General features: G+C 68.2%; 25 protein-coding genes and 1 pseudogene. 7 read left to right on the top strand and 19 right to left on the bottom strand.

From position 1 onward, the window contains the following. Window positions 1-40: 40 nt before the first annotated feature. The 4 genes from GORHZ_RS17835 to GORHZ_RS17820 are packed head-to-tail and all read left to right on the top strand — an operon-like array spanning window position 41 to window position 3,013. Window positions 41-1,030: an ABC transporter ATP-binding protein gene (locus GORHZ_RS17835; RefSeq protein WP_040532384.1), complete on the top strand. Its 990-nt coding sequence runs from the start codon at window positions 41-43 to the stop codon at window positions 1,028-1,030. Further along, window positions 1,027-1,806 (top strand): ABC transporter permease, encoded by a 780-nt coding sequence (locus GORHZ_RS17830; RefSeq protein WP_006335426.1) that lies wholly within the window; start codon window positions 1,027-1,029, stop codon window positions 1,804-1,806. The genes GORHZ_RS17835 and GORHZ_RS17830 overlap by 4 nt, the downstream gene beginning before the upstream one ends. A 38-nt stretch (window positions 1,807-1,844) precedes the next feature. After that, window positions 1,845-2,366: a hypothetical protein gene (locus GORHZ_RS17825; protein ID WP_245551453.1), complete on the top strand. Its 522-nt coding sequence runs from the start codon at window positions 1,845-1,847 to the stop codon at window positions 2,364-2,366. 23 nt (window positions 2,367-2,389) lie between these two features. After that, window positions 2,390-3,013: a GyrI-like domain-containing protein gene (locus GORHZ_RS17820; protein ID WP_040532404.1), complete on the top strand. Its 624-nt coding sequence runs from the start codon at window positions 2,390-2,392 to the stop codon at window positions 3,011-3,013. 68 nt (window positions 3,014-3,081) lie between these two features. Here the strand turns inward: GORHZ_RS17820 and GORHZ_RS17815 are convergent, their stop codons facing one another. The 12 genes from GORHZ_RS17815 to GORHZ_RS17760 form a co-directional block, all read right to left on the bottom strand. Continuing rightward, window positions 3,082-3,369 carry a hypothetical protein gene (locus GORHZ_RS17815; RefSeq protein WP_006335420.1) on the bottom strand — a complete coding sequence of 96 codons (288 nt, stop codon included), beginning with the start codon at window positions 3,367-3,369 and terminating at the stop codon, window positions 3,082-3,084. 94 nt (window positions 3,370-3,463) lie between these two features. Further along, complete coding sequence (locus tag GORHZ_RS17810) at window positions 3,464-4,222, bottom strand: glutamine amidotransferase (RefSeq protein ID WP_006335418.1); 759 nt, start codon at window positions 4,220-4,222, stop codon at window positions 3,464-3,466. 149 nt (window positions 4,223-4,371) lie between these two features. Beyond that, entirely contained in the window at window positions 4,372-5,352 is a 981-nt protein-coding gene (locus GORHZ_RS17805; RefSeq protein ID WP_040532383.1) for a pseudouridine synthase, read from the bottom strand. Then, entirely contained in the window at window positions 5,349-6,059 is a 711-nt protein-coding gene (locus GORHZ_RS17800; protein ID WP_157205246.1) for a lipoate--protein ligase family protein, read from the bottom strand. The genes GORHZ_RS17805 and GORHZ_RS17800 overlap by 4 nt, the downstream gene beginning before the upstream one ends. A gap of 29 nt (window positions 6,060-6,088) precedes the next feature. After that, complete coding sequence (locus GORHZ_RS17795) at window positions 6,089-6,319, bottom strand: biotin/lipoyl-containing protein (protein WP_006335412.1); 231 nt, start codon at window positions 6,317-6,319, stop codon at window positions 6,089-6,091. Next, a complete protein-coding gene (locus GORHZ_RS17790) occupies window positions 6,316-7,374 on the bottom strand; it encodes an alpha-ketoacid dehydrogenase subunit beta (protein ID WP_006335410.1) in 1,059 nt (352 codons plus the stop codon). The genes GORHZ_RS17795 and GORHZ_RS17790 overlap by 4 nt, the downstream gene beginning before the upstream one ends. Next, window positions 7,371-8,378 (bottom strand): thiamine pyrophosphate-dependent dehydrogenase E1 component subunit alpha, encoded by a 1,008-nt coding sequence (locus tag GORHZ_RS17785; RefSeq protein WP_006335408.1) that lies wholly within the window; start codon window positions 8,376-8,378, stop codon window positions 7,371-7,373. The genes GORHZ_RS17790 and GORHZ_RS17785 overlap by 4 nt, the downstream gene beginning before the upstream one ends. Before the next feature lie 132 nt (window positions 8,379-8,510). After that, the gene (locus tag GORHZ_RS17780; RefSeq protein ID WP_006335406.1) at window positions 8,511-9,302 is read right to left on the bottom strand and encodes an IclR family transcriptional regulator; all 792 of its coding nucleotides are present in this window, start codon (window positions 9,300-9,302) and stop codon (window positions 8,511-8,513) included. A gap of 24 nt (window positions 9,303-9,326) precedes the next feature. Further along, window positions 9,327-10,544 (bottom strand): N-acetylglucosamine-6-phosphate deacetylase, encoded by a 1,218-nt coding sequence (locus tag GORHZ_RS17775; protein ID WP_006335405.1) that lies wholly within the window; start codon window positions 10,542-10,544, stop codon window positions 9,327-9,329. After that, window positions 10,541-11,560 carry an SIS domain-containing protein gene (locus tag GORHZ_RS17770; RefSeq protein ID WP_217998340.1) on the bottom strand — a complete coding sequence of 340 codons (1,020 nt, stop codon included), beginning with the start codon at window positions 11,558-11,560 and terminating at the stop codon, window positions 10,541-10,543. The genes GORHZ_RS17775 and GORHZ_RS17770 overlap by 4 nt, the downstream gene beginning before the upstream one ends. A gap of 67 nt (window positions 11,561-11,627) precedes the next feature. After that, the gene (locus GORHZ_RS17765) at window positions 11,628-12,572 is read right to left on the bottom strand and encodes an N-acetylglucosamine kinase (RefSeq protein ID WP_006335401.1); all 945 of its coding nucleotides are present in this window, start codon (window positions 12,570-12,572) and stop codon (window positions 11,628-11,630) included. Beyond that, window positions 12,569-13,963: a sugar porter family MFS transporter gene (locus GORHZ_RS17760; RefSeq protein ID WP_245551451.1), complete on the bottom strand. Its 1,395-nt coding sequence runs from the start codon at window positions 13,961-13,963 to the stop codon at window positions 12,569-12,571. Before GORHZ_RS17760 ends, GORHZ_RS17765 begins: the two co-directional genes overlap by 4 nt. A gap of 197 nt (window positions 13,964-14,160) precedes the next feature. Between GORHZ_RS17760 and GORHZ_RS17755 the strand changes: the two genes are divergently transcribed. Next, entirely contained in the window at window positions 14,161-14,829 is a 669-nt protein-coding gene (locus GORHZ_RS17755; RefSeq protein WP_006335397.1) for a GntR family transcriptional regulator, read from the top strand. Here the strand turns inward: GORHZ_RS17755 and GORHZ_RS17750 are convergent, their stop codons facing one another. The 3 genes from GORHZ_RS17750 to GORHZ_RS17740 form a co-directional block, all read right to left on the bottom strand. Next, a complete protein-coding gene (locus GORHZ_RS17750; protein WP_006335396.1) occupies window positions 14,830-15,846 on the bottom strand; it encodes an SDR family NAD(P)-dependent oxidoreductase in 1,017 nt (338 codons plus the stop codon). 90 nt (window positions 15,847-15,936) lie between these two features. After that, window positions 15,937-16,734: a hypothetical protein gene (locus tag GORHZ_RS17745; protein ID WP_006335391.1), complete on the bottom strand. Its 798-nt coding sequence runs from the start codon at window positions 16,732-16,734 to the stop codon at window positions 15,937-15,939. 124 nt (window positions 16,735-16,858) lie between these two features. Next, window positions 16,859-17,698, bottom strand: a complete 840-nt coding sequence (locus tag GORHZ_RS17740; RefSeq protein ID WP_006335390.1) for a Coq4 family protein — start codon at window positions 17,696-17,698, stop codon at window positions 16,859-16,861. Window positions 17,699-17,725: 27 nt separating this feature from the next. Between GORHZ_RS17740 and GORHZ_RS17735 the strand changes: the two genes are divergently transcribed. Further along, complete coding sequence (locus tag GORHZ_RS17735) at window positions 17,726-18,379, top strand: TetR/AcrR family transcriptional regulator (RefSeq protein ID WP_040532382.1); 654 nt, start codon at window positions 17,726-17,728, stop codon at window positions 18,377-18,379. A gap of 3 nt (window positions 18,380-18,382) precedes the next feature. Here the strand turns inward: GORHZ_RS17735 and GORHZ_RS17730 are convergent, their stop codons facing one another. Continuing rightward, window positions 18,383-19,153, bottom strand: a complete 771-nt coding sequence (locus GORHZ_RS17730; RefSeq protein WP_006335386.1) for an MBL fold metallo-hydrolase — start codon at window positions 19,151-19,153, stop codon at window positions 18,383-18,385. A gap of 70 nt (window positions 19,154-19,223) precedes the next feature. Here GORHZ_RS17730 and GORHZ_RS31740 point away from each other — a divergent pair, with 70 nt between their 5' ends. After that, window positions 19,224-19,634, top strand: a complete 411-nt coding sequence (locus tag GORHZ_RS31740) for a maleylpyruvate isomerase N-terminal domain-containing protein (RefSeq protein ID WP_083877345.1) — start codon at window positions 19,224-19,226, stop codon at window positions 19,632-19,634. Here GORHZ_RS31740 and GORHZ_RS17725 read toward each other — a convergent pair. The 3 genes and pseudogenes from GORHZ_RS17725 to GORHZ_RS17715 form a co-directional block, all read right to left on the bottom strand. Continuing rightward, window positions 19,567-20,829, bottom strand: a complete 1,263-nt coding sequence (locus GORHZ_RS17725; protein ID WP_006335382.1) for a M20 family metallopeptidase — start codon at window positions 20,827-20,829, stop codon at window positions 19,567-19,569. The genes GORHZ_RS31740 and GORHZ_RS17725 overlap by 68 nt on opposite strands. A gap of 94 nt (window positions 20,830-20,923) precedes the next feature. After that, window positions 20,924-21,556, bottom strand: a pseudogene (locus tag GORHZ_RS17720) (dienelactone hydrolase family protein); the annotation flags it as partial. Between the two features lie 160 nt (window positions 21,557-21,716). Then, entirely contained in the window at window positions 21,717-24,377 is a 2,661-nt protein-coding gene (locus GORHZ_RS17715; protein ID WP_083877344.1) for a cation-translocating P-type ATPase, read from the bottom strand. Window positions 24,378-24,494 lie beyond the last annotated feature (117 nt).

Genomic DNA, 24,494 nt, shown 5'->3' with positions numbered 1-24,494 from the left:
GGACGCCCCGCCGGTCCAGAACCGGTGCGATACTGGCCGCATGTCGAACTCGGCGATCACGGTGCGCGGTCTGCGCAAGGTGTACCCGGGAAATGTTGGGGCGCTCGATATCTCATTCACCGTGGAACACGGTGAGATCTTCGGCCTGCTGGGTCCCAACGGCTCCGGAAAGACGACCGCCGTCGAGTGTGTCGGCGGGCTGCGCCGACGCGACGCCGGCTCTGTCGACGTCCTCGGCTTGGATCCGGCCGACGGGGATGTGGAGCTCCGCGACGTGCTCGGTATCCAACCCCAGGACAGTCTGCTGCCGGACAAACTGCGCGTGGCGGAGGCGCTCGAACTCTATGCCGCGTTCTACCGGGACCCGGCTGACCCGGAGGATCTGATGGAGCGATTGGGGCTGGCCCATCAGCGCCGCTCCTACTTCCAGGCATTGTCCGGCGGGCAGAAGCAGCGGCTGTCGGTGGCACTGGCTCTGGTCGGCCGTCCCAAGGTGGCCATACTCGACGAGCTGACCACCGGACTGGATCCGCGGGCGCGTCGCGAGGTGTGGGGCATGCTCCGAGAACTGCGCGACGCAGGAACGACGCTGCTACTGGTCTCGCACTTCATGGACGAGGCCGAGCACCTGTGCGACCGCGTCGCGGTCATCGATCACGGTCGCGTTGTCGCCCTCGACAGTCCCGAGGGGCTCGCCGCGCGGGTCGCCACGGCACAGACCGTGCGCTTCGTCCCGGATCGTCCGGTGGACTTCGACGCCCTCCGCGCGCTCTCGTCGGTGAGGTCGGTCGAGTCCGTCGGGTCCGGGCTGATCGTCTCCGGCGGCGAGGAGCTGATCACCGATGTGGTGCTGGCGCTGGACCGTCAGGGCGCGCGTGCCACCGGGCTGAGGGTGGAGCAGTCCAGTCTCGAGGACGCGTTCGTCAGGGTGGTCGACGAACAGGACGTGGATGGCGCTCCCGACGAACAACTCGCGCGGGTCGCCGAAGGCAGGAGCCGGGTGCGGGGCATGCGGAGGCCGACACGATGACTATCGCCGCGGCGTTTGGTGCCGACCTGCGCCGGGTCTTTCGCGGCTTGCATCCGCTGCTGATCAGCGAGGCCCGGTTGATGCGACGGAATCCGGCGCTGATCATCTGGGTGGGGATTCTCCCGCTCGTCGCGACGATGGTTCTGGCGTCGATTCCCGCCACCCGGGAACCGGCGGACTACCTCGCGGGGCAGAGTTGGTTCGGGATTTACCAGCCGATCCTGGTGATGTTCTCGTCGCTCATGCTCAGCGTGCAGATCCTTCCGGATGTGCTCACCCGGTACCGGGAGCGCGGGATTCTCCGGCGCCTGCGGACCACGCCGGCGTCACCGGCCGCGCTGCTGTTCGCCGAGGTCATCCTCATCTTCGCGATCGAGGTGGCGATGCTGGTGGCATTGGTGGTGTTGCCGCTGATCCCCGGGGCGCCGTTGCCGAAGAATCCGATCGGGTTCGTCATCGCCTTCGTGTTCTCCGCGGTGGCGTTGATGGCGATCGGGATGATGATCGCTTCGGTGTGCCGCACCAACAAGGTGGCGACGGCGGCGGGGACCGTGCTGTTCTTCGTCCTGATGTTCTTCGCGGGATTGTGGTGGCCGCGGGACACCATGCCCGGCTGGATGCTGGCGATCTCCGACGCGACGCCGACCGGGGCGGCGGTCGCCGCACTCACCGACGCCGCACAGGGCGGCTGGCCCTCCTGGCTCGACCTTGCCGTGATGCTCGCCTGGGGCGTCGTGCTGGCCATCGTGGCGGTCCGGCTGTTCCGATGGGACTGACCGATCTTCGGTCGAGGTGTGCGTGCGGGTTCCGGTCGGTGAGACTCCGGTTCATCATGGTGGTGTCGATGATGTCCGGGATACACGAATTGGGGGTGACGGCGGCGATGCGCACGCGATTCGAATTCGATCTCCACACGACCGCGACGCCGGAGCAGGTCGTCGAGGTTCTGACGGACTTCTCGTCGAATCGACCGAAGCGATGGCCCGCGCTGTCGGCGAAGCTGTACCGGGTGCACCGCGTCGGCGACACCGACGCCGATGTACAGGAAGGACAGGACTTCCCGAAGTTCTACGCCATCTGGCATTACGACTGGTCGACGCCGGGGACGGTCACGATGACCGTGACCGACAGCGACTACGCAGCGAGCGGGGGCATCCACTCCATCGTGGCCACAGCCGGGCACGACGGAGGCTCCGACGTTCACGGGATCTGGGACATCACGGCGAAGAACACCTCCGCGAACATCGGGGTGGCCGTGATGCGCGTCGCGGGCGCGAGATTCTTCAGGGTCTACTACCGGCGCGTCCTCGACGGCGTCGCCACCGGGACGCGATAACCGTGCTCGCCTACCCTGATGGCATGGCGCAGGCCAAGATCGACTTCAAGAAATCCCTCGATTCCTATCGGGCCGCACACGGAGAATTCCGCGTCCTCGACGTACCCACCCTGCGATACCTGATGATCGACGGGCACGGCGATCCCAACACGTCGTCGGCGTTCGCCCAGGCGATCGAGACGCTGTATCCGATCGCGTACGCGATCAAGTTCGCCAGCAAACGGGAACTCGGCCGCGACTATACGGTTCCGCCACTGGAAGGGCTCTGGTGGGCGCAGGACATGAACGCCTTCGGCGAGCGGCGTGACAAGTCGCGGTGGGATTGGACGCTGATGCTGATGGTCCCGGACTGGATCGACGGCGACATGGTCACCGCGGCAACCGAACAGGTGCGGGCAAAGAAGCAGCCCGCCCGGCTCGACGACGTGCGGTTCGAGGACCTCTCGGAGGGGCGTTCCGTGCAGACGTTGCACATGGGTTCCTTTGATGACGAAGCGCCGGTGCTGGCCGCGATGCACGACGAGTTCATTCCCGGGCACGACCTGCGGAAGGTCGGTAAGCATCACGAGATCTACTTGAGCGACTTCCGCAAGGTCGCACCCGCGAAGCTGCGCACCATCCTGCGGCAGCCGGTCGCCCGCCGGTAGCACCGCATCGTGGTGTGCGTCATCCACATCGCGGACCGACGACGTCTAATCGGTGAGGCGGCCGCTTCTCAGCGACCGAACCCGTCCACCATCGCTTCCAAGGCCGCCTTGCCGTTCTCGTCGACGGTGAGGCTCATGATCGAGGACATGACGAGCAGCGCGGTGAACTGCCTTGGGCTGCGCGGCTTTCCGAACAGTGACGTCTTCTCCTTGACCTGCAGTTCTCGGTAGGTCGAGACCGGATTGCGGGCGGCCTCGTCCTTGCCGTGGTGTCGGAACTTCGCCACGGTTATTCCGTCGCAGAGGATCGACTCACCGTCGGCCCCGTGGATCTCGATCATCGGCATCTGTGACATACCCACCCCCTCGGCGGCAATGGTAATCCCTGCCCGCGGCTGGGACCGGGCTACGACCCGGTTGCCACAGCAGATCGCACCGATGCGCCGACCTTCAGGCGGCCGGGCGTCGGTAGAGTTCGACGAACCGCCGCAGGATTTCGGTCGGATACCGCGCGTCGCGTTCGCGGGCCGATGCTTTCAGCGAGTCCGCCTCTTCCGGCGCGAAGTAGCCGAAGTCGCGGTAGACGTCGATGCGGGTCGCCAGGCTGTCGGCGTCGAGTTCCGGGTGGAACTGGGTGGCGTACACGTTCTTCCCTACGCGGAACGCCTGGACCGGGCACGTCGGCGACGTGGCGAGGTGGGCCGCGGTGGCGGGTAGCGTCGCGGCCGCTTCCTTGTGGCCGCCGTATGCGTCGAAAGTCTCCGGGACGTAGGCGAACAGCGGATCGTCGCGCCCATCGGTGGTCAGGGTGACGCTGACGGCACCCACGGGTTCGCCGTACCGTCGGTCGACGGTGGCACCGATCGCCGTGCCGAGTGTGCCCACCCCGTAGCAACAGCCGAGGAACGGCGCATCGGCGTCGACGACGCGGCCGACGAAGTCGAGCAGCTCGCTCTCGACACGTCGCTGGGTACCGGTCTTGCACTCCGCCGGATCGCTCACGTTGTACGGGCCGCCGCCGAGGATGAAACCGGACCAGTCGTCGAGATCGATCGATCCCAAGGGCTGCTGCGTCAGGTTGACTCCACGGAGTTCGATCGGCTCGAGCCGACCGAGGCGGAGGACCGACTGGTACTCGTCGTCCGCCGCCTCCTGCTCCGCGCGGATGGAGATCAGCAGAAACGGTAGGTGTGGGGAGGTCGTCGGCATCTCGTCTCGCTATCGGGGCACGGGGCGTCGTCGTCCGGCGCGCTCCGGTGTGCGCGGACGACGGACAGATTACCGACGAGGGGTGGGCCGCCCGCAGCCAAGTTGCCGTTTGCTGCGTTGAGCACCGCACACGGCAACTTCCGCGATGGTCAGGATTCGGTCGGGACGGGCGCCTCGCTGAGCGTCCGGCGGGAGACGAACCGCCGCGGCGTCCCCGTCAGCGGATCGGTGAACTCCAGTTCGCGCGCGAGCAATTGAAGTGGGAGGCAATGATCGTCGGGTGACTCGGGCAGCAGACCGGGATACCACCGGTCGCCCAGGATGCCGATGCCGAGCGCCGCGAGGTGCACTCTCAGTTGGTGCATCCGTCCGGTGTGTGGCCGCAGGATCGTGTGCAGCACGGCATGTCCGGAGGCGCTGACTCCGGAGCCCCCCACCTCGACCAGCGTCTCGGCGTTCGGTGCGCGGGAGTCGTCGACGACGACCCGCAACTCTCCGCGGCGTGCCTGGATGTGGTTGCGGTAGACGACGGGAACGGCGTGCCCGGCCAGCGTGGGTGCGTCCGGATCCCAGCCGGTCGGGCGCGCCGAAACTGCCTCATAGGTCTTGGCGACGCGCCGCTTCTCGAACAGCGACTGGTATGCGCCCCGTGTCGCGGGACGGGCGGCGAACATCACCAGGCCTGCGGTCGCTCGGTCGAGCCGGTGGATGGGTGTCAGATCTGGGTTGTCGAGGCGGATCCGTAACCGGACGAGCGCGGACTCGCGGAGGTATCGCCCGCCCGGGGTGGTCGGGAGGAAGTGTGGCTTGTCGATCACGACGAGGTCGTCGTCGACGTGCAGGATCTCCTCGTGAAACGGCACCGGTTCCTCCACCGGCAGATCGCGGTAGTACCAGACGAACCGGTGCGCATCCAGCGCCGCGCCGCGATCGATCGGACTGCCGTCGATGCCGACGATCTCGCCGGCGTCGAACCGTCGGTACAGGTCGTCGGGGTCCAGGTGGTCGAACGTCGCGACCATGTACTCGGCGACGGTCGCCCACGGCCCGGACGTCGGGACCCGCAACCGCGTCGGTCCGACCCCGTCTTTGACGGGCAACGGTGCGGGCATGGGCATGGGTGTCATCATCCCACTGGCGAGACGAGCGCCGCCACGATCACATCTTCGACCACCGTGCGCGCGATGCCGTGCACCTCGGCACCGAGGCTGCCGAACGTCGTGGGATCCCAGTCGAGTTCGAGCGCGGCGTTGACCTCGGTGAGGACATCCACGAAGTGCCCGACATCGCCGAGCGGCAGCATTCCGCTCAGCAGCCGCGCTCCGCGCACGGCGCGCTGCGACGTACCGATCAGCTTCACGACGCCTCGGGCGTTGATGCTGAACTCGCCGGGGCAGTACTCACCCGGTACGTCGCCGACCCGGGCGTCGACCCCGAGGCCGCGCAGCGACGCGGTGAGCGCGTCACCGACGTCGCGAAAGAACCGCGCCTGACCGAGCCCGCCCTCGCGCTCACGCGCGACGATGTCGAACACGATGCACGTCGGGTCGTACGCGACGGCTCGCCCGCCCGTGGGACGAATGGCCGGCGCAAACCCGCGGAGCCGCGAGAAGCGTTGCGCCGCCTCGAAACCGGGAAGCCGACTCTCGCGACGGCTCATCGCGACGGTGGGCACGGGGGTCGACAGCCGCACCACACGGTGCTCGGCGATCGCGCCCGCCGCCACGGCACGCAACAGGTCCACCGATCGGGCGAGGTGGGTCTCGGCATCCGGCCGGTCGTCCTCGCGGATGACGAGGGTCCGGCCGCTGAAGGGTGAAGCGTCGGCGACGGCCACGGGCAGCATTCTCACACGCGGGGCCCGCGTCACCCGATCGTGGCGATGACACTCCCTTGTGAGACCTCCTGATCCTCGGCCACCAGCAGCGAGATGACGCCGGATGCCGGAGCCAGCACCTCCTGGTCGACCTTCTCGATCGCCACCTCGGCGATGAGCGCATCCTCGGCAACCTCGTCGCCGTTGTCGACGAACCAGGTGACGACGACACCCGTCGCGTCGGCGTCATCCGACATCGACGGGAACAGCACATCGCTCATCCGGTCACTGCCTCCCGGATCGCCGCCTCGATGCGGGCCGGCGTGGGCAGCACCGCGTACTCGAGCTCCCGCGCATACGGGATCGGTACGTCGGGCACCGCCACGCGCGACACGTGCTTGAGGAGCGACGGGTTGCGCTCGGCGACGGATGCGATGACCTCGGCCGTCATGCCGAACGACTGGTAGTCCTCGTCGACGACGACGAGTCGCCCGGTCTTCGACACCGAGGTGACGATCGCCTCGCGGTCCAGCGGCACGAGCGATCGCAGATCGATCACCTCGACGCTGACCCCTTCGCCCTCGAGCTTTTCCGCCACATCGAGCGCGTGGTGCACCGAGAGGGACACCGTCACGACCGTGACGTCGGTGCCCTCGCGGGTGACGTGGGCCTTGCCGATCGGCACCTCGTACGGCTCCTCGGGCACGGCGCCGATGGAGCGCCGGTTCTTCTTCATCCACCCGAGCCCCATGATCCCCTTGTGGAACATGAAGACGACCGGGTCATCGCTGCGGATCGCCGCGGTCATCAGGCCCTTCGCGTCGTATGGGGTCGACGGCACGACGACCTTCATGCCCGGCAGGTGCGCGAACGTGCCCCAGAGGTTCTCGGAGTGCTGCGCACCGTCGGAGTAGCCTCCGCCGGTCGCCGTCATCAGCACCATGGGCACGCGCACGTTGCCGCCGGACTCGTAGTGGATCTTCGCCATGTGGTTGTAGATCTGGTCCATGCAGACGCCGAAGAAGTCCACGAACATGAGCTCGACGATCGGCCGCATGCCCTCCACGGCCGCTCCGATGCCCAGCCCGATGAACGCGGTCTCCGAGATCGGGGTGTCGAGGACCCGCCCGGATCCGAATTCGTCGATGAGGCCCGTGGTCGAGGAGAAGATGCCGCCGTAGGGGCCGACGTCCTCGCCCATGACGAACACCGATGAATCGGCGCGCATCTGCTGGGCGATGGCCTCCTGGATCGCCTTGGCGGTCGAGAGCTTGCGGCGGCCGGCGTCGGGCTCGACCGCGAGAGCCGCGGGTGCGGCATGATCTGTCGTGCTCATGCGTGTGCTCCTTCCGCGAACACGTAGTCGAGGGCGTGGTGGGGGTCGGGGGTGGGCGAGGACTTCGCGTACTCGATGGCGTCCTCGACGCGTTCGGCGGCGCTCGCTCGCATCACGTCGACATCACCGTCGCTCACGACGCCGTCGGCGATGAGCCGCACCTGATAGGTGGGGATCGGATCGCGACCGGGCACGCCCTCGAGGTCGGAGCGATAGCCCTGCGCGTCGCCCTCGAAGTGGCCCCACAGGCGCAGCGTGTGCACCTCGATGAGCGAGGGTCCGCCGCCCGCGCGGGCCCTGGCGACCGCCTCCTCGGCGGCCCGGTACACCCCCTCGACGTCGTTGCCTTCGACGCGGATGCCCGGCATGCCGTAGGCGGCGGCGCGGTCGGCGTTGGACGGGATCGAGGTGGACGCGGCGCGCGGTACCGAGATGGCCCACTCGTTGTCTTCGACGACGAACACCACCGGCAGCTTCCACAGCGCCGCGAGGTTGAGTGACTCGTGGAAGGCGCCCTGGTTCGCCGCGCCTTCGCCGGTGACCGCGACCGCGATGCGGTCCGATCCCCGCTGCCGGAACGCGAAGGCCTGACCCAGCGCCGGCGGCAGGCCCTCGGCGATGATCCCGGAGCACGAGAAGTGCGTCGCGGGGTCAAACAGGTGCATATGCCCGCCGCGGCCGCGGCCGAGTCCGGTCTCCCGTCCGAAGATCTCGGCGGTCATGGCGCGCAGGTCGACTCCGTGTGCGATCGCGATGTGATGGGGCCGGTGCGTGCCGGTGAGCGCGTCGTCGCGGGTCAGGTGCGCGCAGACGCCTGCGGCGACCGGTTCATGTCCCGCGGCCAGGTGCATCTCTCCGGGCACTAGCCCCGCGCCGATGTCGAATCCCGGCAATTTGTCGGCGTGGTATTCACGCAGGATGGCTTCCTCGTACGTGCGGATGAGAAGCATGGTGTTGAGCAGCTCGCGACGCGTCGCGTCGTCGAGGCGTGCGGATGACGTCATCTTTCAGACCTCCGTTCTGACGACGTTGTCAGATGGCGACGGGCCGCTCGGCCCGCCGGTGGGCTCACGATAAGCAGGGCGGCCGAGCCGGCGACAGAGACGTGATTTCAGATGGTGAACAGGATGCCGCCGCTACTGCGCGGACTGCCCGAAACGGTCGCCGCCCAGGCGCAGTGACAAGCGATTCGCGATGCCGCGCAGCCGCGCCGCGAGCGCCGTGAACGCCGCCGAGTCGGTGTCGTCGTCGGTGTGTGCGGGGAGGGAGACGGCGAGGGATGCCGTCACGCTGGGCGCGCGCACGGGCACCGCGAGGCAGGTGAAGCCGATGGCGTACTCCTGACGATCGACCACGGCCGGGGCCGGTAGTTCCAGCTGCTGCAGCAGCACGCGGCGATCGCTGATCGTGTACGGCGTCAGCTCGTCGAGCGAGTGGCGCGACAGATAGTCGCTGCGCTCCTCGGCGGGCAGCTCGGCGAGGATCTGCTTGCCGAGCGCCGTCGCATGCGCGCTCGACTGCATGCCGACCCACAGGTCTACGCGCGGACTCGACTTCGCGTCGACGATGTCGACCAGGTGCACCTCGCCGTCGGTGTACCGCGACAGATACGCCGTCGCGCCGAGGCCTTCGGCCACGTCGTTCAGCGCCTCGCGCACCCTGGCGAGGAACACGCCCGACGCGTCCTCCTCGTGCAGCCCGAGGAAGTGCGACGCCAGCACGAGCCCGTCGGGCTCCGCCGCCAGGTACCCCTCGCGGATCAGCGTCCGCACCAGGTTGTAGGTCGTACCGAGCGTCAGGCCCGACGCTGTCGCAAGAGCCTTCGGCGTCACCGGCCGGGACGAGTTCACGACGATGTCGACCAGCCGCAGGGCGCGCTGGACGGAGGCGATCAGCGTCTCGCCGGACGGGTGGGGGTCGGAAGTCATCGTCGGCTCCTCGTCGGACCCAGCTTACGCTCGCAGACCGCGCGGCCGGGGGGACTCGAACCCGGCGATGACCCCCGGATCCGCCACCAGCGCGCCCCTGCGATAGACCTCCTGCACCCGGCCGTCGTCGACGACAACCCAGTCGGCTCGCATGCCTGGGCTCAGGTCGCCGGCATCGTGCACGCCGATCGCGCGGGCCGGGGTCGTCGACGCCATGGCCGAGGAGGCAGTGAGTGCGGCGTCGGCCGGCCCGGGCAGCGAGGCGAGCGCACGTTCGAAGAGCAGCCCCATCGTCGCGGTACTGCCGGCGATGGCACCGGTCGCCCGCACTCGCGCAACGGCATCGGTCACGTCCACCTCGAGCACACCCAGCCGATACGAGCCATCGCTCATACCCGCGGCGGCCATCGCATCGGTGACCAGGGCGACCCGCCCGGCGCCCACATCGCCGACGACATGGGTGAGCAGTCGCTGATGGACGTGGACGCCGTCGCCGACCATCTCCACGGTGACGCGGTCGTCCTCCAGCAACGCCAGCACCGGGCCCGGCTCGCGATGGTGTAGCGGGCGCATCGCGTTGAACAGGTGTGTGCCGACGCGTGCACCGGCGCCGATCGCCGCCCGCGTCTGCTCGTAGGTCGCCTCGGTGTGACCGACCGCAACGACGACACCGGCGTCGGCGAATCGCGCGATCGCATCGAGTGCGCCGTCGAGTTCGGGTGCGATGGTGACCATCGAGATCGTGCCGGCGCCGGCACGCAGCACCCGATCGATCTCTTCCGGGTCGGGCGGGCGCAGAACAGTGGGATCGTGTGCACCGCATCGGGAGTGGCTCAGCCACGGGCCCTCGAGATGAATCCCCGCGATCACCCCGTCGGCAACGAGTTCACCGAGGTCGCGGACCTGCGCCAGGAGAGCTGACGGTCCGGCACTCACCAGACTCGCCACTGTGGTGGTGGTCCCGTGCACCTGGTGAAATGCGGCGGCCTGCCGAACACTGTCGGGGTCGCCGGCGGTGTAGGTGGCGCCGCCGCCCCCGTGTACGTGCATGTCGACGAACCCGGGAACGATTGTCTGCGTGGGAAAGTCGAGATCCGGCGACCGCGCTGGCAGCCCTTCACTCACGGAGGTGATGCGGCCGTCGCGGCTGGTGAACCATCCCGGCCGCAGCACGTGCCCGCCGCTCACGACCGCCGACGCCGCGACGAGCTGCTCGCCGTCGAGGTCCGCTGATCTCGTCACAGCGTCTCCGTGACCTTGCGAAGTCCACGCGGGGTGTCCGGGTCTCCGCCCCTGGCGATCGCCAGATGCAGGGCGAGTTGTTGGAGCGGGATGATCTCCAGCAGCGGCGACAATGCGTCGGGGACGCCGTCGGGGAGTGCGATGCCGCCGGTCAGGTTGGCGATCCGTTCGGGAGAACCCACGCCGAATACGTCGGCGTCACGGTCCGCGAGCCGCTCGAGGACCGGCCGCATTGCCTCGCCGCCGGCGCCGGCCGGGACCACCGCCAGCACCGGAACCTGCGGATCGACGGTCGCCAAGGGGCCGTGCAGCAGGTCGGCGCCCGAGAACGCCTGCGCCGAAAGATACGACGTCTCCATGAGTTTCAGCGCTGCTTCCCGCGCGGTCGGGTATGAGTACCCGCGTCCGGTGGTGATCAGGCGTTGAGCGAAACGGTAGCGCTGGGCTACCGTGCGGACCTGGTCGTCGGCCTTGAGGACCTGTTCGCCGAGTTCTGGGAGCAGGGTCGCGGCCGAGTCGTCGGCGCCGGCGATGTGGGTCATGAGCAGGTACAGCGCCAGCAACTCGGAAGTGTAGGACTTCGTCGCCGCCACCGACTTCTCCGGTCCGGCAAGGACATCGATGTGCAACTCGGCGGCGTCGGCGAGCGGCGAGGTGTCGTTGTTGGTGATCGCGACGGTCAGCGCGCCCTGGGCTCTCGCAACCTCGACGGACTGGACGAGGTCAGGTGATCCGCCGGACTGACTGACCGCGATGTAGAGCACGTCGCGCAGGTCGGGGCGCGCGCCGTAGACGGTCACCGTCGAGGGGGAGACGAGGCCGGCGGGGATCTGCAGGACGATCTCCACGAGGTACTTGGCGTACAAGGCGGCGTGGTCACTCGTCCCGCGGGCGACGAACTGGACGAATCGTGGTCGGTGCGCGGCGATCTGCGCGGCGATGTCGGCGATGGTCGGACGTCCGTCGTCGAGTAGCCGGTGCCAGCGGGTCGGCTGTTCGGCGATCTCCGCCGCCATCAGGCGGCCCGGTGCATCCTTGGTGGTCATGAGTGTGGTTCCTTGCTTGTCGTGGGTGGTCTGGTCGCTACTGGTCATGGGCGGCGGCCGTGGTCGTCGGGTGGCCGCATTCGGCCAGGAGTTGCGTGGCGAGTGCGACGGCGCCCCGCACCGGGTCGACGGCGAGAACACGCATCTCCCCGAGACCGAGGTGGGCCAATTCGGTACCGACCGCGTCGGCGAGCAGTGGTTGGTGCACGGCGAGCCCGCCCGCCAGCACGACGGGGCCGCTGATGTCGAGTCGTCGCGCGACGAGACCGGTCAGTGCGGCGAGCGCGCGGGCGGCGTCGTCGACGATGCTGCGGCTGGCGGGATCTCCGGCGTTGGCGAGTTCGAAGACCACCCGTGCTCGCCCGGCCCAATAGCGTCGATTCGTCTGGGTATAGAAGTGATTCAGCAGTTCGGTGGCGTCGGGGAGTCCGCAGTCGGCGGCCAGCAGTTGTCCCAATTCGCCGTAGGGTTGCCCGTCGTCGGCAAGCGCGAGGGTGCGCCGGACAGCTTCTCGGGCGACCCAGTAGCCGCTGCCCTCGTCGCCGAGGAGGTAGCCCCACCCGCCGGCGCGTACGCTACGAGATCCGTTGCGTCCCCAGGCGACCGATCCGGTGCCCGAGATCAGCGCGATGCCGTTCTCAAGGCCGGCGGCGGCCAGGATCAGCTGGCTGTCGTGCACGATGCGGACGCGGGCACAGGGTAGGCGATCGGCGATCAGGTCATGGAGCCGTCGGACGGTGTCAGGCGTGTCGACGCCGGCGGCGCCCGCGCAGGCCGCGCGCACCTCGCCGGGTCCGCCGAGACGTTCGATGGCGAGATCGAGCTGGTGTCCGGCCTCGTCGTCGCCGACCGACGACACGTTCGCGCTGCCGACGACGGCCTCCGCGACGACCTCTCCGTCGACGGTGCGGACCGCGTGGGTCTTGGAGCCGCCGATGTCGAAGGCCATGATGTGCGATCCCGTCGTCTCGGGCGTGGTCATCGGGGATCACCGACCGACGTGATGATCGGGTCGTCCGCGGGCCACTGTCCGCCGTTCTGCCAGAAGTGCTGGATATCCTCGAGCTTTCGGCCGCGGGTCTCCGGGGCGAGCAGGTAGACGAAGACGAATCCGACGAGGGCGAACGCCCCGAAGATCGCGAATGTGCCCGCTCCACCGATGAGGTTGATCAGCGACAGGGTGAAGGCGGCGATGATCGCGTTGGCCACCAGGTCGGAGGTCAGCATCATCGACGAACCGTAGGAGCGCAGTCGGGCCGGGAACGCTTCGCCGGCGTATACCCAGACGAGCGCGCCGAAACCGAAGGAGAAGCCCATGGTGAAAAGGACGAGCCCACCGAAACCGAGAAGGTGTGCGGCCGTACCATTTCCGTGCAGCGGCCCGTAGGTCATGATCAGCATGATGGTTGCCACGACCATCGCTGCGATGCCACCCAGGAGGATGGGTCGTCGTCCCATCCGGTCGACGGTGAACAGCGAGATGATGACCGCCGCGAGGCCCGCGATCTGGACGAAGGCCGGCATCATCAGGGTGCCGAAGTCGCCGCTGAAACCCATGTCCTCGAACAGTTTCGGGCTGTAGTAGACGACGGCGTTGATGCCGGTGATCTGGATCAGGAAGCCCAGACCGACGACGAAGACGGTGGCGCGCAACCAGGGCCTGCGGAGCATCTCGGACAGTCGGCCGCCGGACGCTTCGCCCAGGGCGGCACGCATCTCGGCGATCTCGAGGTCCACGTCGGCCTGGGGGTCGATGCCCGCCAGCGCATTTCGTGCCTCGTCGAACCGGCCGCGGGTCACATACCAGCGTGGGGTGTCGGGCATCCGCAGCACCAGCAACGTCACGAACAGCGCGGGGAGGGCGGCAAGACCCAGCATCCACCGCCAGGCCGATGCACCGGCGAGGAAGTACCCGACGACGTAGCCGGCGATGATGCCGACGATGGTCGCCACTTGATACGCGACAAGCATGGCGCCTCTTCGGTGCGGTGCCGCCGACTCGGCGACGAAGACCGGCACGATCACGACCGACAGTCCGATGGTGACCCCGAGTAGCAGACGAGCCCCCAGCAGAGCGGCGTTGGACGGTGCCAGCGCACTGAGCAGGGCGAACAGGCAGTAGGTGGCGGCCACCGCGACCATCGACCATTTGCGGCCGATCCGGTTGGCGACCCAGCCGGCCGCGATCGCGCCCAGGATCTCGCCGATCACCACGACAGTGGCCAGGGCCTGCTTGCCGCCGTCGCCCAGACCGAAGTCCTGGGCGATGAAGTTGAGTGCAGCGCCGATGTTGCTGCTGTCGTAGCCGTAGATGACTCCGACACTGGCCGCGGCAACCCCGACGAGTGCGCCGGAGGTCGATCTGCGACTCATCACACTCATAGTCGTCATTGGTACTCCTATCCTCGTACTAATTGGTATATACCAATCTGTGTGATGGAGACTACATTGGCATATACCAATTGCCTGCGTCAATGGGTAGGGTCGAATCCGTGTCCACCACATCCGCGCCTTCGCCCGCCCCGCAGCCCTCGCGCACCTCCTCGGGTCCGCGGTATTTCCAGGTCAAGATGGCCGTGCAGGAGCGAATCGCCGGTCTCGGACCCGGTGCGTCGCTGCCGCCGGAACGCCGGCTGGCGGCGGAGCTCGGTACGTCCCGGACCACATTGCGCAAGGCGCTGGCCGAGCTGACGGCGGAAGGCGTGCTCAGCAGCACGCAGGGGAGCGGCAACTATGTCGCGCCGTCGAAGCCGGTGCTCATGCGGCAGCTCACCTCGTTCAGCGACGACCTGCAGGCCATGGGCATGACGGTCGAAACGACCCTGCTGTCGGCCGAGCAGGCGGCCGCGGATGCCGAGACCGCCGCCCATCTCGGCATCGACGTGGGCGCGTCGGTGCATGTCCTCACCCGCCTGCGCATCGTCGGTGGTGAACCGCTTGCACTGGAGACCGCGCACCTGCCCGGTGATCTGCCGGGTCTCGCGGCGCGGGTCGACGAGAGCGGCTCCCTGTACGCGACACTGCGCGAGGATTTCGGGATCACCATCACCGACGTGGAGGACTGTGTACAGACCGCGTTGGCGTCGCCGGAGCATGCGACTCACCTGCAGGTGCCGACCAGTGCGCCGCTGCTTCTGATCGACCGGGTCTCGCGTGACTCGGACGGGCGGATCGTGGAGTGGACCCGCTCGTACTACCGCGGGGATCGGGTCAGGTTCGTCGCGCGGGGCCGGCTCTGATCACCGGGGCGCGGCGCACCTACGCCCGGAAGAAATCCGTGATCCCCGTCGTGGCGAGGCTGGTCTCCCACAACAAGCGCTCCGAGTCGGGATTGCGTTCGGCGGGAAGCAATTCGGCCGGCCCAGGCTTGCCGCGTCCCGGCGGTCCGTAGAACTCGCCGCTGCCGGCGCCGTCGTCGCACGAAGCCCGCAGGATGCCCTCCGCGCCGACCTCGACGGGTGGGCGACCCGCAGCGTCCGCCGCAGGATGAGTCGGTCGATCAGCTGGGTGCCGCCGGCCGCGGTCGTCTTGGCCTGGAGTCCGGAGTCGGTGGGGCCGGGGTGCGCGCACAGGCTCTTGACCTTCGCCGCCGCGCCGGTGCTCGGGATCCTGTCGTGCAGGGCGTAGGTGAACATCAGGTTGGCGAGCTTCGACTGTTGGTAACGACGCCATTTGCCGAAGCCGGGAAAACCGTCGCCACCGAGGTCGCCGCCGTTCGCGCCCAGATATGCGGCGTCGAGCGGCTTTCCGTGCCGGGCCCCGCTCGTCTGGTTCACCACCCGCGCCTCGCCGCGCTCCTCGGCGGCGGCGACCAACACCGGCCACGCGAGCGACGTCAACAGAAAATGGGAGAGGTGATTGGTCTGCATCTGGACGTCGCAGCCGTCGACCGTCGCCGTATCCGGCAGTCCCATGACACCGGCGTTGTTGCACAGCACGTCCAGGCCGGATGGGCAGTGCTGGGCGAGTAACTCGGCAGCCTCGCGGACGCTGTCGAAGCTCTGCAGGTCACAGGGGACGGCCGTCGAGTCGACGCCGGCATCACGAAGTTCGGCGAGCACAGCATCGGCGCGTGCCGACGGACGATTCAGCATCAGGATCCGTGCGCCGGATGTTCCACAGGTCATTGCCATCACCCGACCCGTGCCGCTGGTGCAGCCGGTGATGGCGATGGTGCGCCCGTCGAGTCGTGGTGGCGTGTAGGTCGATTCGGCTGCGATCGCAGCCGATGGCGACGGTTCGCGGGATGTGGGCACGGATCCCTCCTGCGTTGTATCGGCATCTGGTCGCTCCTTGGCGACCCTACGCCGTGGCGGTGTCGTCGGTCGGATACCCCGAGGCAGGACTCAGCCCCTGTCAGGGTCCGACAGGTAATCGCGCAACGTAGCGGAGTGTTGTCCGATCCAGTGGACTGCGAACCGATGCGCCGTCATCCAACATGCGAAGGCGATCAGCGTCGCGCCCAGAAGGCACAGGGCGAAGACGGATGTCGGCACCCGGCGACCGCCATCGAACTCCGTGAGGAGCCACCAGATCCCGAGTGGAATGGCCAAGATGAGGATCGCCGTCAGCGGATACACCACGAAGGGCATCACGGACAGCACCGACCAGCGCAGGATCACCGGACGGAATCGATGCCGTTCGCGCCACCGCCACCTCAACGAGCGCGCGTGGTACGGGAAGAGGACACCGACCAGTCCGGACACCGCCAGCGCGCCGACCGGGATGATGGCGACCGCGAGTACGACGAGCACCGTATAGGGCCAGTCCTGTTCGAAGAATCCACATGCGATGGCCACCACGGAGCACAACGGCGCGACGATCAGCCACAACGCTGTCTGTTTGGCACGCAGAACGGTACGCATCGACTCCGGGTCGTCCAGCAGTTCCAGTGCGCGCTCCCGGTCGGCGGCGAGGACATTGGTTGCGGTCACGTCGGCGTACATCCAGGTGGCGAGCGCCAGCGCATATCCCGACGGCCCGGTGAAAACGAAGAACCAACTGCGTGGCAGGGCGAACCAGACAATCGTCATCAACACGCCGTTCAGCGCGACGACCACGAGGGTGTCGGCCGGGTGCCGTCGCATCCGGGACAACTCGGTCTTGAGTGCCCCGCCGAAGGTGACAGCGGCTCCGTTGCCCATCTGAAGAGACTGTACGCCGACTCCAGGAGGCCGAACCGCCGACGCGGCCGAGAGCCCGAGAGCCCGAACGCGAGGTGACCGAGCCTCAACTGCGCTCGCGGAGGCGGTGTCCGCCCTCGAGGACTCAGCCGGTCGTCGGTCCGGAAGCCGGTATCCGGTCGTCCACCCCGTCGGCGCGCATCAGCGTGGCCTCGTAGTCCCACGGTTCAAAGGGATCGGCGTCGCCTCCTACCGGAAGCTGCCACGGCGAGTAGAAATGACCGTCCGGATGCGCCGTCGACGCCGGTGCCACCTGCAGCAGCTCGCGCACCTCGGACAGCGGCCGCCCCAATAGTTCCTCGTAGGGCGCGGCCATCAGGATTCTCGCCGCCCTCCCGCGGTCCACCGCCTCGTTCCAATACTGCCGCTTGCGCTGCCATGATCCGCCGCCCACGATCGCGCAGGCGATCACTCCGAAGACCGCGGTGGTTCGGCAGTTGCCCAGCTGGCCGTGGGTGAAGCCGAGGTTGCCGATCTCGCCACCGAGGTCCGGCCCGTACCCGCCCAGAACATGAAACACGTCGTGGAGGACGGTGCCCCGGTGGATCATGTATCCGAAATCCGGGTCCCAGCCGTTGCGCTCGACGATCGGTTGGATCACATCGGCGGCGTCGAACACCCCGGCATCCAGCCGGTGCATCCTCAGGAAGTCGCGATACGCGGCGCCCAGCGATCCCGGGGGCAGGGTGGCGAGGTAGTCGCCGTCACCGAGGAGCGCCATCAGGTCGGGTTTGTCCTCGAGGAGCCGGCGGCCCTCGGGTGACTCCCGCAGTTTCCGATACTCCCGCTGAAACGTCGGGAAGCCGAATGCCAGCACTGCTTCGAAGACCTTGTCATGGTTGAACCGGAGCCCGAAGACGTGGGCCAGCGCACGGAGTCCGGTCCGCCACTGCCCGTAGGTTGTATCGGTGACGTGTGTCCCCATACGCAAATAATATACATTGAGGCCTATATGTCAATTAACTCGCCGCGATCGTCCCGCCGGCGCGGACGTCCGTCCGGAGGCGGGAACACCCCGGAGCAGGCTCGCCGACAACTGGTGGACGCGGCGGAGTCCTGCTTCGCCGAGCGCGGACTCGACATCACCATGGCGGACGTCGCGCGGCGTGCGGGCGTGACGCGCGCGGTGCTCTACCGGCACTTTGACGGCCGTGACGATCTCGTCATCGGGGTGGCGGCGCAGGTGATGGATCGCCACGTGGCACAGGTGATCAGCGACATCACTCCCACCGACGACGTGGCCGACCTGATCTCCGGATCGCTGGTCTACGTGGCCACCGTCGTGAGACGCGATCCGATACTGGTGTTGCTTTCCTCGGGTTCGGAGCACGGGGTGGCCAGTCTGTTGGCCAATTCGCCTCTGCTCAGTGACATGGTCACCGGTCTCTACGAGCAGGTGTTCGCGCTGTTCAGCGATCGGTTGCGGGGTGGCCTGGTGCCGGGGGACGTCGGCCGCTTCATTCTCGGTGTGGCGCTGGCGCTTCTCCTCGACGTCATCCCGGGAGCCGATGATCCGGATACGGTCCGGCGTTATGTCGCCACCTTCGTGTTGCCGGCGATCGTCGCGTCTCCGCCTGCCGTGGGACCCGTCTTCGGATCGGACTGAGGGCTACCCGTCCCGGGCCAGCGCTTGCAGCGCAGCGTTCTCGACGCCACGCGCAGGGCCGTGCCCGGGTGCGAGGATGCGCGGGTGCAATGCGGCGAGTGCCGCGATCGATTCCCGCGCGGTCTGCCGGTCCCAGGTCGTGTACCACGGTGGCCCGCACAGTCGCTCACGCCCGGCCAACACCCCGATCACCGAGTTCACGTCGACGGTCAGCACCGCGTCGCCGCAGATCACGACCCGATCGCGTCGCCGCAGGTAGGCGACGTGGCCGGGCGTGTGCCCCGGCGCGGGGACGACGTGCCAGTCCGGCAGGCCCGGCACCTCGCCGTTCGCCGGCAGCGCCTGTACCACGTCGGTGATGTCGTTCCCGGCCTCGATCCGGGCCCGCGTCCCGGCGGGTAGGAGGCGCAGTATCGGGTCCACGATCCACCGGTCCAGCGGCATCGAGTACTCCGGCAGATATTTGCCGGCCGCCATCGGTACCTCGTCGGCGTGGGCGAACACCGGCACCTGCCAATCACGCGCCAGCTCGCCGGCGGAACCGGAGTGGTCGGGATGGATGTGCGTCAGCAGGATTGCCGCTGGTGGCTTCGTCGGCCCGAACACGGACGCCGCGGCCTCCCGGATGGCCATGTGGTTGCCGGCCCACCCGGTGTCCACCAGCACCCAATCCTCCCCGGAACCGACGAGGTACACGTTCGAGGCCAATGGCCCGCGGCCCAGCCTGACCGCGAAGACGTCCTCGGCCACGTGGGTGACCTTGCCGGCCGTCACCGCACCTCGGCCGCTCGTCCGTTCCGACCCGGGCCGAAATCGCTTGACCGCGTGAGCCAGACCTTCGTGTATGGCCTCGAGGGACCGTGTGTTATCGCCACGACCCAATTGTGTACGCACACACGTCGGACGCGATGGGCCGATGCAGACATGCCTCCCGATGACCTCGACTGCGCGGCCGTTGTCGGTCAGCATCGAATCCACGCCTTCCCGACCCGAGTCGATCGGGGACATGCTCGCCCTTCGTGCACGGGCGACCGACGATCTGGGCGGTCAACTGGCCCAACACGATGACGCCGATCCCTGCTGGTCGTGGTGGCCATCCGATCAGACCGTGGGGTTCACCCGCCGGATGCAGACCTACGAGGCGACGATGCATCGCGTGGACGCCGAGGTGACGGCGTCGCTGCCGGTCAGCCCGGGGCAGGCGCCTCCCCGTAGGCGGGCTTGCGGGTGGCGCCGGGCGCCCGGTTGCGCTTGAGCTCCGTCACCGCCGCCCGCGCGTCGGGATCGGTGGCAAGGTCGACGACGGCCGCCGCCAGTGCGTACGCACCATCCACGATCGCGTCGTCGGCGGCCGGCGTGACCGCGTCCCGCGCGAAGTCCGCGGTGTGCGGCGCCGATGTCGACCCCATCACGCCGATCATCGGATGGATCGAGGGCACGACCTGCGACACATTCCCCATATCGGTGGAACCGCCGCCGAGCGCACGGTCGATCGGCGTGATCACCCGACCACGGTGTTCCAGTGCGGCATCGAAACGATCTGCCAGGAACGGGTACTGGATCAGTGGTTCATAGACCGGGTCCACCGGGGTGATGGAGTAGCCACACCCGGTGGCCGTTGCCGCGCCGTCGACACACGCGAGCACTCGCTTCTTGATATCGGCGGTCTCGGTCATGTCGAACGACCGCACCTCGGCCTCCACCACGGCCGTCGCCGGGATGATATTGGAGACATCGCCACCCGACAGTGTGACCGCGCTGACGCGTACGGTGTCCGGCAGGTGCTGGCGCAGCAGCCCGATCGCCACCTGCATGATGGTTGCCGCATCACCGGCATTGATGCCCGCGGTCGGGGCCGCGGCGGCATGTGCTGCGCGCCCGGTGAACTCGACCCGGAAACGATCCCGGGACTGAGTCGAAATGCCCGCGGTGGGCGCCACGATTCCCGGCCCTGGGTGCACCATCAGCGACACCGTCGCATCCTCCCAGGCGCCTGCCTCGAGCAGGTGCGCTTTGCCTGCGCCTTTCTCCTCGGCCGGCGTGCCCAGTAGCTTCACCCGAATCCCCAGCTCGTCGGCGACCCGGGACAGCGCGATCGCCGCACCCGCACCCGCGGTCGCGATGATGTTGTGTCCGCACCCGTGCCCGATACCGGGCAGGGCGTCGTACTCGGCGCACAGGGTCACCGTCATGTCGCCGTCGCCGTAGACCGCCTCGATGGCGGTGTCCAGACCCCAGACCCCGACAGTGACGTCGAAATCGGCGTCGCGCAGCAGGGCCGCGACCACGGCTGCCGACCGATGCTCCTCGAAGGCGAGTTCCGGGTGGGCGTGCAGGTCGTGACTTGCGGCGACGAGCCGGTCGCGCCAGGCGAGCACGACATCCTCGCAGCGGCGACGCAGATCCTCGGGGTTGGGTGGGCGGGTCTCGGGGCCGGCGACATCGGTCATGATTTCCTCTCGTGAACTGTGTGAGCCTCGTACGAGGTCAAGCTCCTCTATGTCGTCGTTTGCGATCCACGGGTGGCGTGGGGTGGATCGTGTCCTATGCGAGATGCGCCAGGAACCAGTCGCGCGCCAATGTGGCAGCTTTCGCGAGGGTGCCGGGTTCCTCGAAGAGGTGCGTGGCGCCGGGAACGATCTCGAGTCGGCACTCTGCCGACATCGCTTGCTGTGCTTGCTGATTCAGTCCGATGACCACATCGTCGTGACCGCCGACGATGAGTAGGGTCGGTGCGGTCACCGCGGCGAGCGCTGCGCCGGCGAGATCGGGCCGGCCGCCGCGCGAGACCACTGCGGCGACGTCGACCCGTGGATCGGCGGCCGCGCGCAAGGCCGCGCCGGCGCCGGTGCTGGCGCCGAAGAACCCGATCGGCAGCGACGCGATGTCGGGTTGCCCGGCCAGCCACTCGGTGACGTGAACCAGCCGGCTCGCCAGTAGCTCGATGTCGAAGACGTTGGCGCGGTTGGCCTCTTCGGCCGGAGTCAGGAGGTCGAACAGCAGTGTGCCGAAGCCACTTTCGACGAGAACGTCGGCGACGAAGATGTTTCGCGGGCTGAACCTGCTGCTCCCGCTGCCGTGGGCGAAGACGACGATTCCTCGGGGGTTCGGTGGGATCGTCAGGTGGCCGGCCACGCGGACCGGTCCGGCGGCGATCTCGACTTCCTCATCGCGAACCAGTTGCGTCTTGTTCGGCCGATCAGATGTGGCCATGGTCGGATTCTAGCGTGCAGGGGCGTCGTCGCACAGGAGTGATGCGTACGGGGTTGCGCATTGCGGCGCCGCGCGCGTCAATCGGCAACCCCGCCGAATCGAAGGGGTTGTGTCTGCGGGATTCTCACTTGGAGAGCCGATCCCGGCGATGCGCACGCCAGGTCTTGTGCAGGCCATCGGCCAGCAACACCGCCGGCGCCGCCGCAAGGATCACGGGCCAGACGATCAATGGCGGGATCGCCTGCCCCAGGAGTCCCGCGAGCCCGGGCACGGACAGGAACACCACCATCAATGCTGCCGAGGTCGCCACCGCGATCACCAGCAGCCGATTGGTGGTCCAGCCGAGGGCGCCGGGCCACTTGGTGGCGCTACGGCAGGCGAAGGCGTTTGCTGCCTGTCCGACGATCACCGTCGCGAATGCCGCGCCCGAGGCCGCGGCGAGGACGTGGCCACCGGGGAATTCATCGCCCGGCCGCCAACCGGCTGCCACGAAGACGAGTAGGAAGGCCGTCATCTCCGTCACCGCTTCGGTGGGACCGAGGACCCCGAAGACGCGCCGCAGCAGAACCGGGTCGATGATGTGGCGCCGTTCCGGCGGGCGATGCAGGGTCTTCGGGTTTGCGGCCTCGCCGCCGAGCGCCAGTGCGGGGAGAAGGTCCGTCACGATGTCGAGGCAGAGGATCTGCAACACGCCGATCGCGAGCGGGATGTGACCGCCCGACGCGGCCCACACCACGAAGGGGGTGAGCTCCGCGACGTTGTCGGTGAGGTGGTAGGTGAGGAATCGCCTGATGTTGGCGTAGGTGGCCCGGCCCTGCTCGACGGCGTCGACAATCGTCGAGAAGTGGTCGTCGAGCAGGACCAGGTCGGCGGCCTCCCGGGCGACATCGGTGCCCGAGAGTCCCATCGCCACGCCGATGTCGGCCTGGCGCAACGCTGGGGCGTCGTTCACCCCGTCGCCGGTCATCGCGACGACGTGGCCTGCGCCCTGCAATGTGCGCGCCACCGACAGCTTCTGCTCAGGAGTAACCCGGCTCAGTACGACACCGTCGCGGTCGAGGAGTTGGCGCAGGGCGGCGTCGTCGTCGGGAAGGTCGTCGCCGCTGAGCACGGTCCCGCCCGGCCCGATCAGACCGATCTGCTGCGCGATCGCGAGAGCGGTTCGTGGATGATCGCCGGTGAGCATGGCGAGCCGGATTCCGGCCTCCCGGCACTGCGCGATGGACTCGGATACTCCGGGGCGGGGTGGGTCCTGCATGGCCAACAGTCCGAGCAGGGTGAGATCGCGCTCCACCTCGTCGTCGCTCATGCTCGGGTCGAGCGCGTCCGCCGCCCGGCGCGCCACGGCCAGGACCCGAAGGCCCTGTGCGGCAAGATTGTCGGTGACCGCATGCACCTCATCGGCCTGGTCCGCGCAGCGGGGGAGCACACTCTCGGGCGCACCCTTCACCACCAACCACCCGTCCGATACGACCGATTCCCTGCGGCGTTCCGGATCGAAAGGTCGGTGACCGGAGGTCGTCGCCTCGACGGGCTCACCAAAGTGGTCACCGAGTCGGCGATATGCGGTGTCGATGGCGGCCTCCATCGGGTCACCCACCGGGTCCCAGGTCCCGTCTCGCTCGACGATTCTGCCCTGCGAACAACGGCGGGCCGCATCGACGGCCATCCGTGCGGCGTCTCGGGCCTGCGAAGCGGCATCGACCTCACCCTGCGGTTCGTAGCCGTCGCCGGAGATACACACGGCTCCCGCAGGCGTCCACACCTGTACGACGCTCATCTGGTTGAGCGTGAGGGTGCCAGTCTTGTCGGTGCAGATGTAGGTCGTCGATCCGAGCGTCTCCACGGCCTCCAGGTGTCTGACCAACCCGTCGCGCGCGGCCATCCGCTGTGCCCCAATGGCCAGCGACAGGGTGACCGTCGGTAACAGGCCCTCGGGTACCAATGCGACCGTGACGCCGATCGCGAACAGGAAACCGTCCTCGGCGGGAGTGCCGGTGAGGAGCGCCATCCCGAAGAACCCGATACCCGCGATCACGGCGACGATCGCCACCGTGCGCACCACGCGGCCGATCTCGCGCGCCAGCGGGCTCCGACGACGCCGCACACCTGCCGTCAGGCCGGCGATCTCGGCCAGTCGGGTGGCGCCGCCGATGCGGACGACGAGAGCTTCGGCGTCACCGTCGACGACGAAGGTGCCCGCATTCGCATCCTCGCCGGTCGTCATCGGGACGGGCACGCTCTCACCGGTGAGCATCGACTCGTCGACGCGCACACCCTGTGCCTGCATGAGGTGCACATCGGCAGGTACCCGATCACCCGCCGACAGCAGCACGACATCGTCCGGGACGAGCTCGGAGGCCGGCAGGTCGACGACCATCCCGTCGCGCCGGACCCGGACGCCGCTCGGAAGGAGATCACGCAGGCGCGCCGCGGCATGTTCGGCACGTTCCTCCTGCACGAAGGCGAAGACCCCGTTGACCACGATGACGACGAAGATGGCCACACCCAGGGCCGGCATACCGGCGACGAACGCCAGTCCGCCTGCACACCAGAGCATCAGCGCGAAGAAGTGCGACATCTCCGCCAGAAGCCGTCGCCATGCGGGCTGACGTCTGGGGGTCGGCAGCTGGTTGGGACCGGCCTCGGCGCGCCGCCGATCCGCGTCGGCACTCGTCAGACCATGAGGTCCGTCTTCTGCCACAGGCTCCGCGGATCTTCCGTTTCTGCCATCGACGACTCGGCGCTCTGGGAGCGCCTCGGATGGCCGGGTGGAGTCATCCATGGCGGGTGGGCTGCATTTGTCCCGGCATGGCGCGCAATCGATCCCCCGGTCCCGGTGCCGGGTAGGGTCCGGCCGGGGAGTGCGAGTTCCACGCGGTGTGCACGAGCCGAGAGTAGT

The sequence above is a fragment of the Gordonia rhizosphera NBRC 16068 genome, from assembly GCF_000298195.1.
Classification (GTDB): domain Bacteria; phylum Actinomycetota; class Actinomycetes; order Mycobacteriales; family Mycobacteriaceae; genus Gordonia; species Gordonia rhizosphera.
This window is presented reverse-complemented; position numbering and strand designations above follow the sequence as displayed.

Excerpts from the sequence above, each read along its gene's own strand:
- GORHZ_RS17830 (WP_006335426.1), top strand. The coding sequence starts at position 1,027 with ATGACTATCGCCGCGGCGTTTGGTGCCGACCTGCGCCGGGTCTTTCGC.
- GORHZ_RS17820 (WP_040532404.1), top strand. The coding sequence starts at position 2,390 with ATGGCGCAGGCCAAGATCGACTTCAAGAAATCCCTCGATTCCTATCGG.
- GORHZ_RS17795 (WP_006335412.1), bottom strand. The coding sequence starts at position 6,319 with ATGAGCGATGTGCTGTTCCCGTCGATGTCGGATGACGCCGACGCGACG.
- GORHZ_RS17805 (WP_040532383.1), bottom strand. The coding sequence starts at position 5,352 with ATGATGACACCCATGCCCATGCCCGCACCGTTGCCCGTCAAAGACGGG.
- GORHZ_RS17790 (WP_006335410.1), bottom strand. The coding sequence starts at position 7,374 with ATGAGCACGACAGATCATGCCGCACCCGCGGCTCTCGCGGTCGAGCCC.
- GORHZ_RS17755 (WP_006335397.1), top strand. The coding sequence starts at position 14,161 with ATGGCCGTGCAGGAGCGAATCGCCGGTCTCGGACCCGGTGCGTCGCTG.
- GORHZ_RS17780 (WP_006335406.1), bottom strand. The coding sequence starts at position 9,302 with ATGACTTCCGACCCCCACCCGTCCGGCGAGACGCTGATCGCCTCCGTC.
- GORHZ_RS17745 (WP_006335391.1), bottom strand. The coding sequence starts at position 16,734 with ATGGGCAACGGAGCCGCTGTCACCTTCGGCGGGGCACTCAAGACCGAG.
- GORHZ_RS17765 (WP_006335401.1), bottom strand. The coding sequence starts at position 12,572 with ATGACCACGCCCGAGACGACGGGATCGCACATCATGGCCTTCGACATC.
- GORHZ_RS17735 (WP_040532382.1), top strand. The coding sequence starts at position 17,726 with ATGTCAATTAACTCGCCGCGATCGTCCCGCCGGCGCGGACGTCCGTCC.
- GORHZ_RS17770 (WP_217998340.1), bottom strand. The coding sequence starts at position 11,560 with ATGGCGGCGGAGATCGCCGAACAGCCGACCCGCTGGCACCGGCTACTC.
- GORHZ_RS17785 (WP_006335408.1), bottom strand. The coding sequence starts at position 8,378 with ATGACGTCATCCGCACGCCTCGACGACGCGACGCGTCGCGAGCTGCTC.
- GORHZ_RS17810 (WP_006335418.1), bottom strand. The coding sequence starts at position 4,222 with ATGCCGACGACCTCCCCACACCTACCGTTTCTGCTGATCTCCATCCGC.
- GORHZ_RS31740 (WP_083877345.1), top strand. The coding sequence starts at position 19,224 with ATGGCCTCGAGGGACCGTGTGTTATCGCCACGACCCAATTGTGTACGC.
- GORHZ_RS17725 (WP_006335382.1), bottom strand. The coding sequence starts at position 20,829 with ATGACCGATGTCGCCGGCCCCGAGACCCGCCCACCCAACCCCGAGGAT.
- GORHZ_RS17715 (WP_083877344.1), bottom strand. The coding sequence starts at position 24,377 with ATGGATGACTCCACCCGGCCATCCGAGGCGCTCCCAGAGCGCCGAGTC.
- GORHZ_RS17760 (WP_245551451.1), bottom strand. The coding sequence starts at position 13,963 with ATGAGTCGCAGATCGACCTCCGGCGCACTCGTCGGGGTTGCCGCGGCC.
- GORHZ_RS17740 (WP_006335390.1), bottom strand. The coding sequence starts at position 17,698 with ATGGGGACACACGTCACCGATACAACCTACGGGCAGTGGCGGACCGGA.
- GORHZ_RS17835 (WP_040532384.1), top strand. The coding sequence starts at position 41 with ATGTCGAACTCGGCGATCACGGTGCGCGGTCTGCGCAAGGTGTACCCG.
- GORHZ_RS17815 (WP_006335420.1), bottom strand. The coding sequence starts at position 3,369 with ATGTCACAGATGCCGATGATCGAGATCCACGGGGCCGACGGTGAGTCG.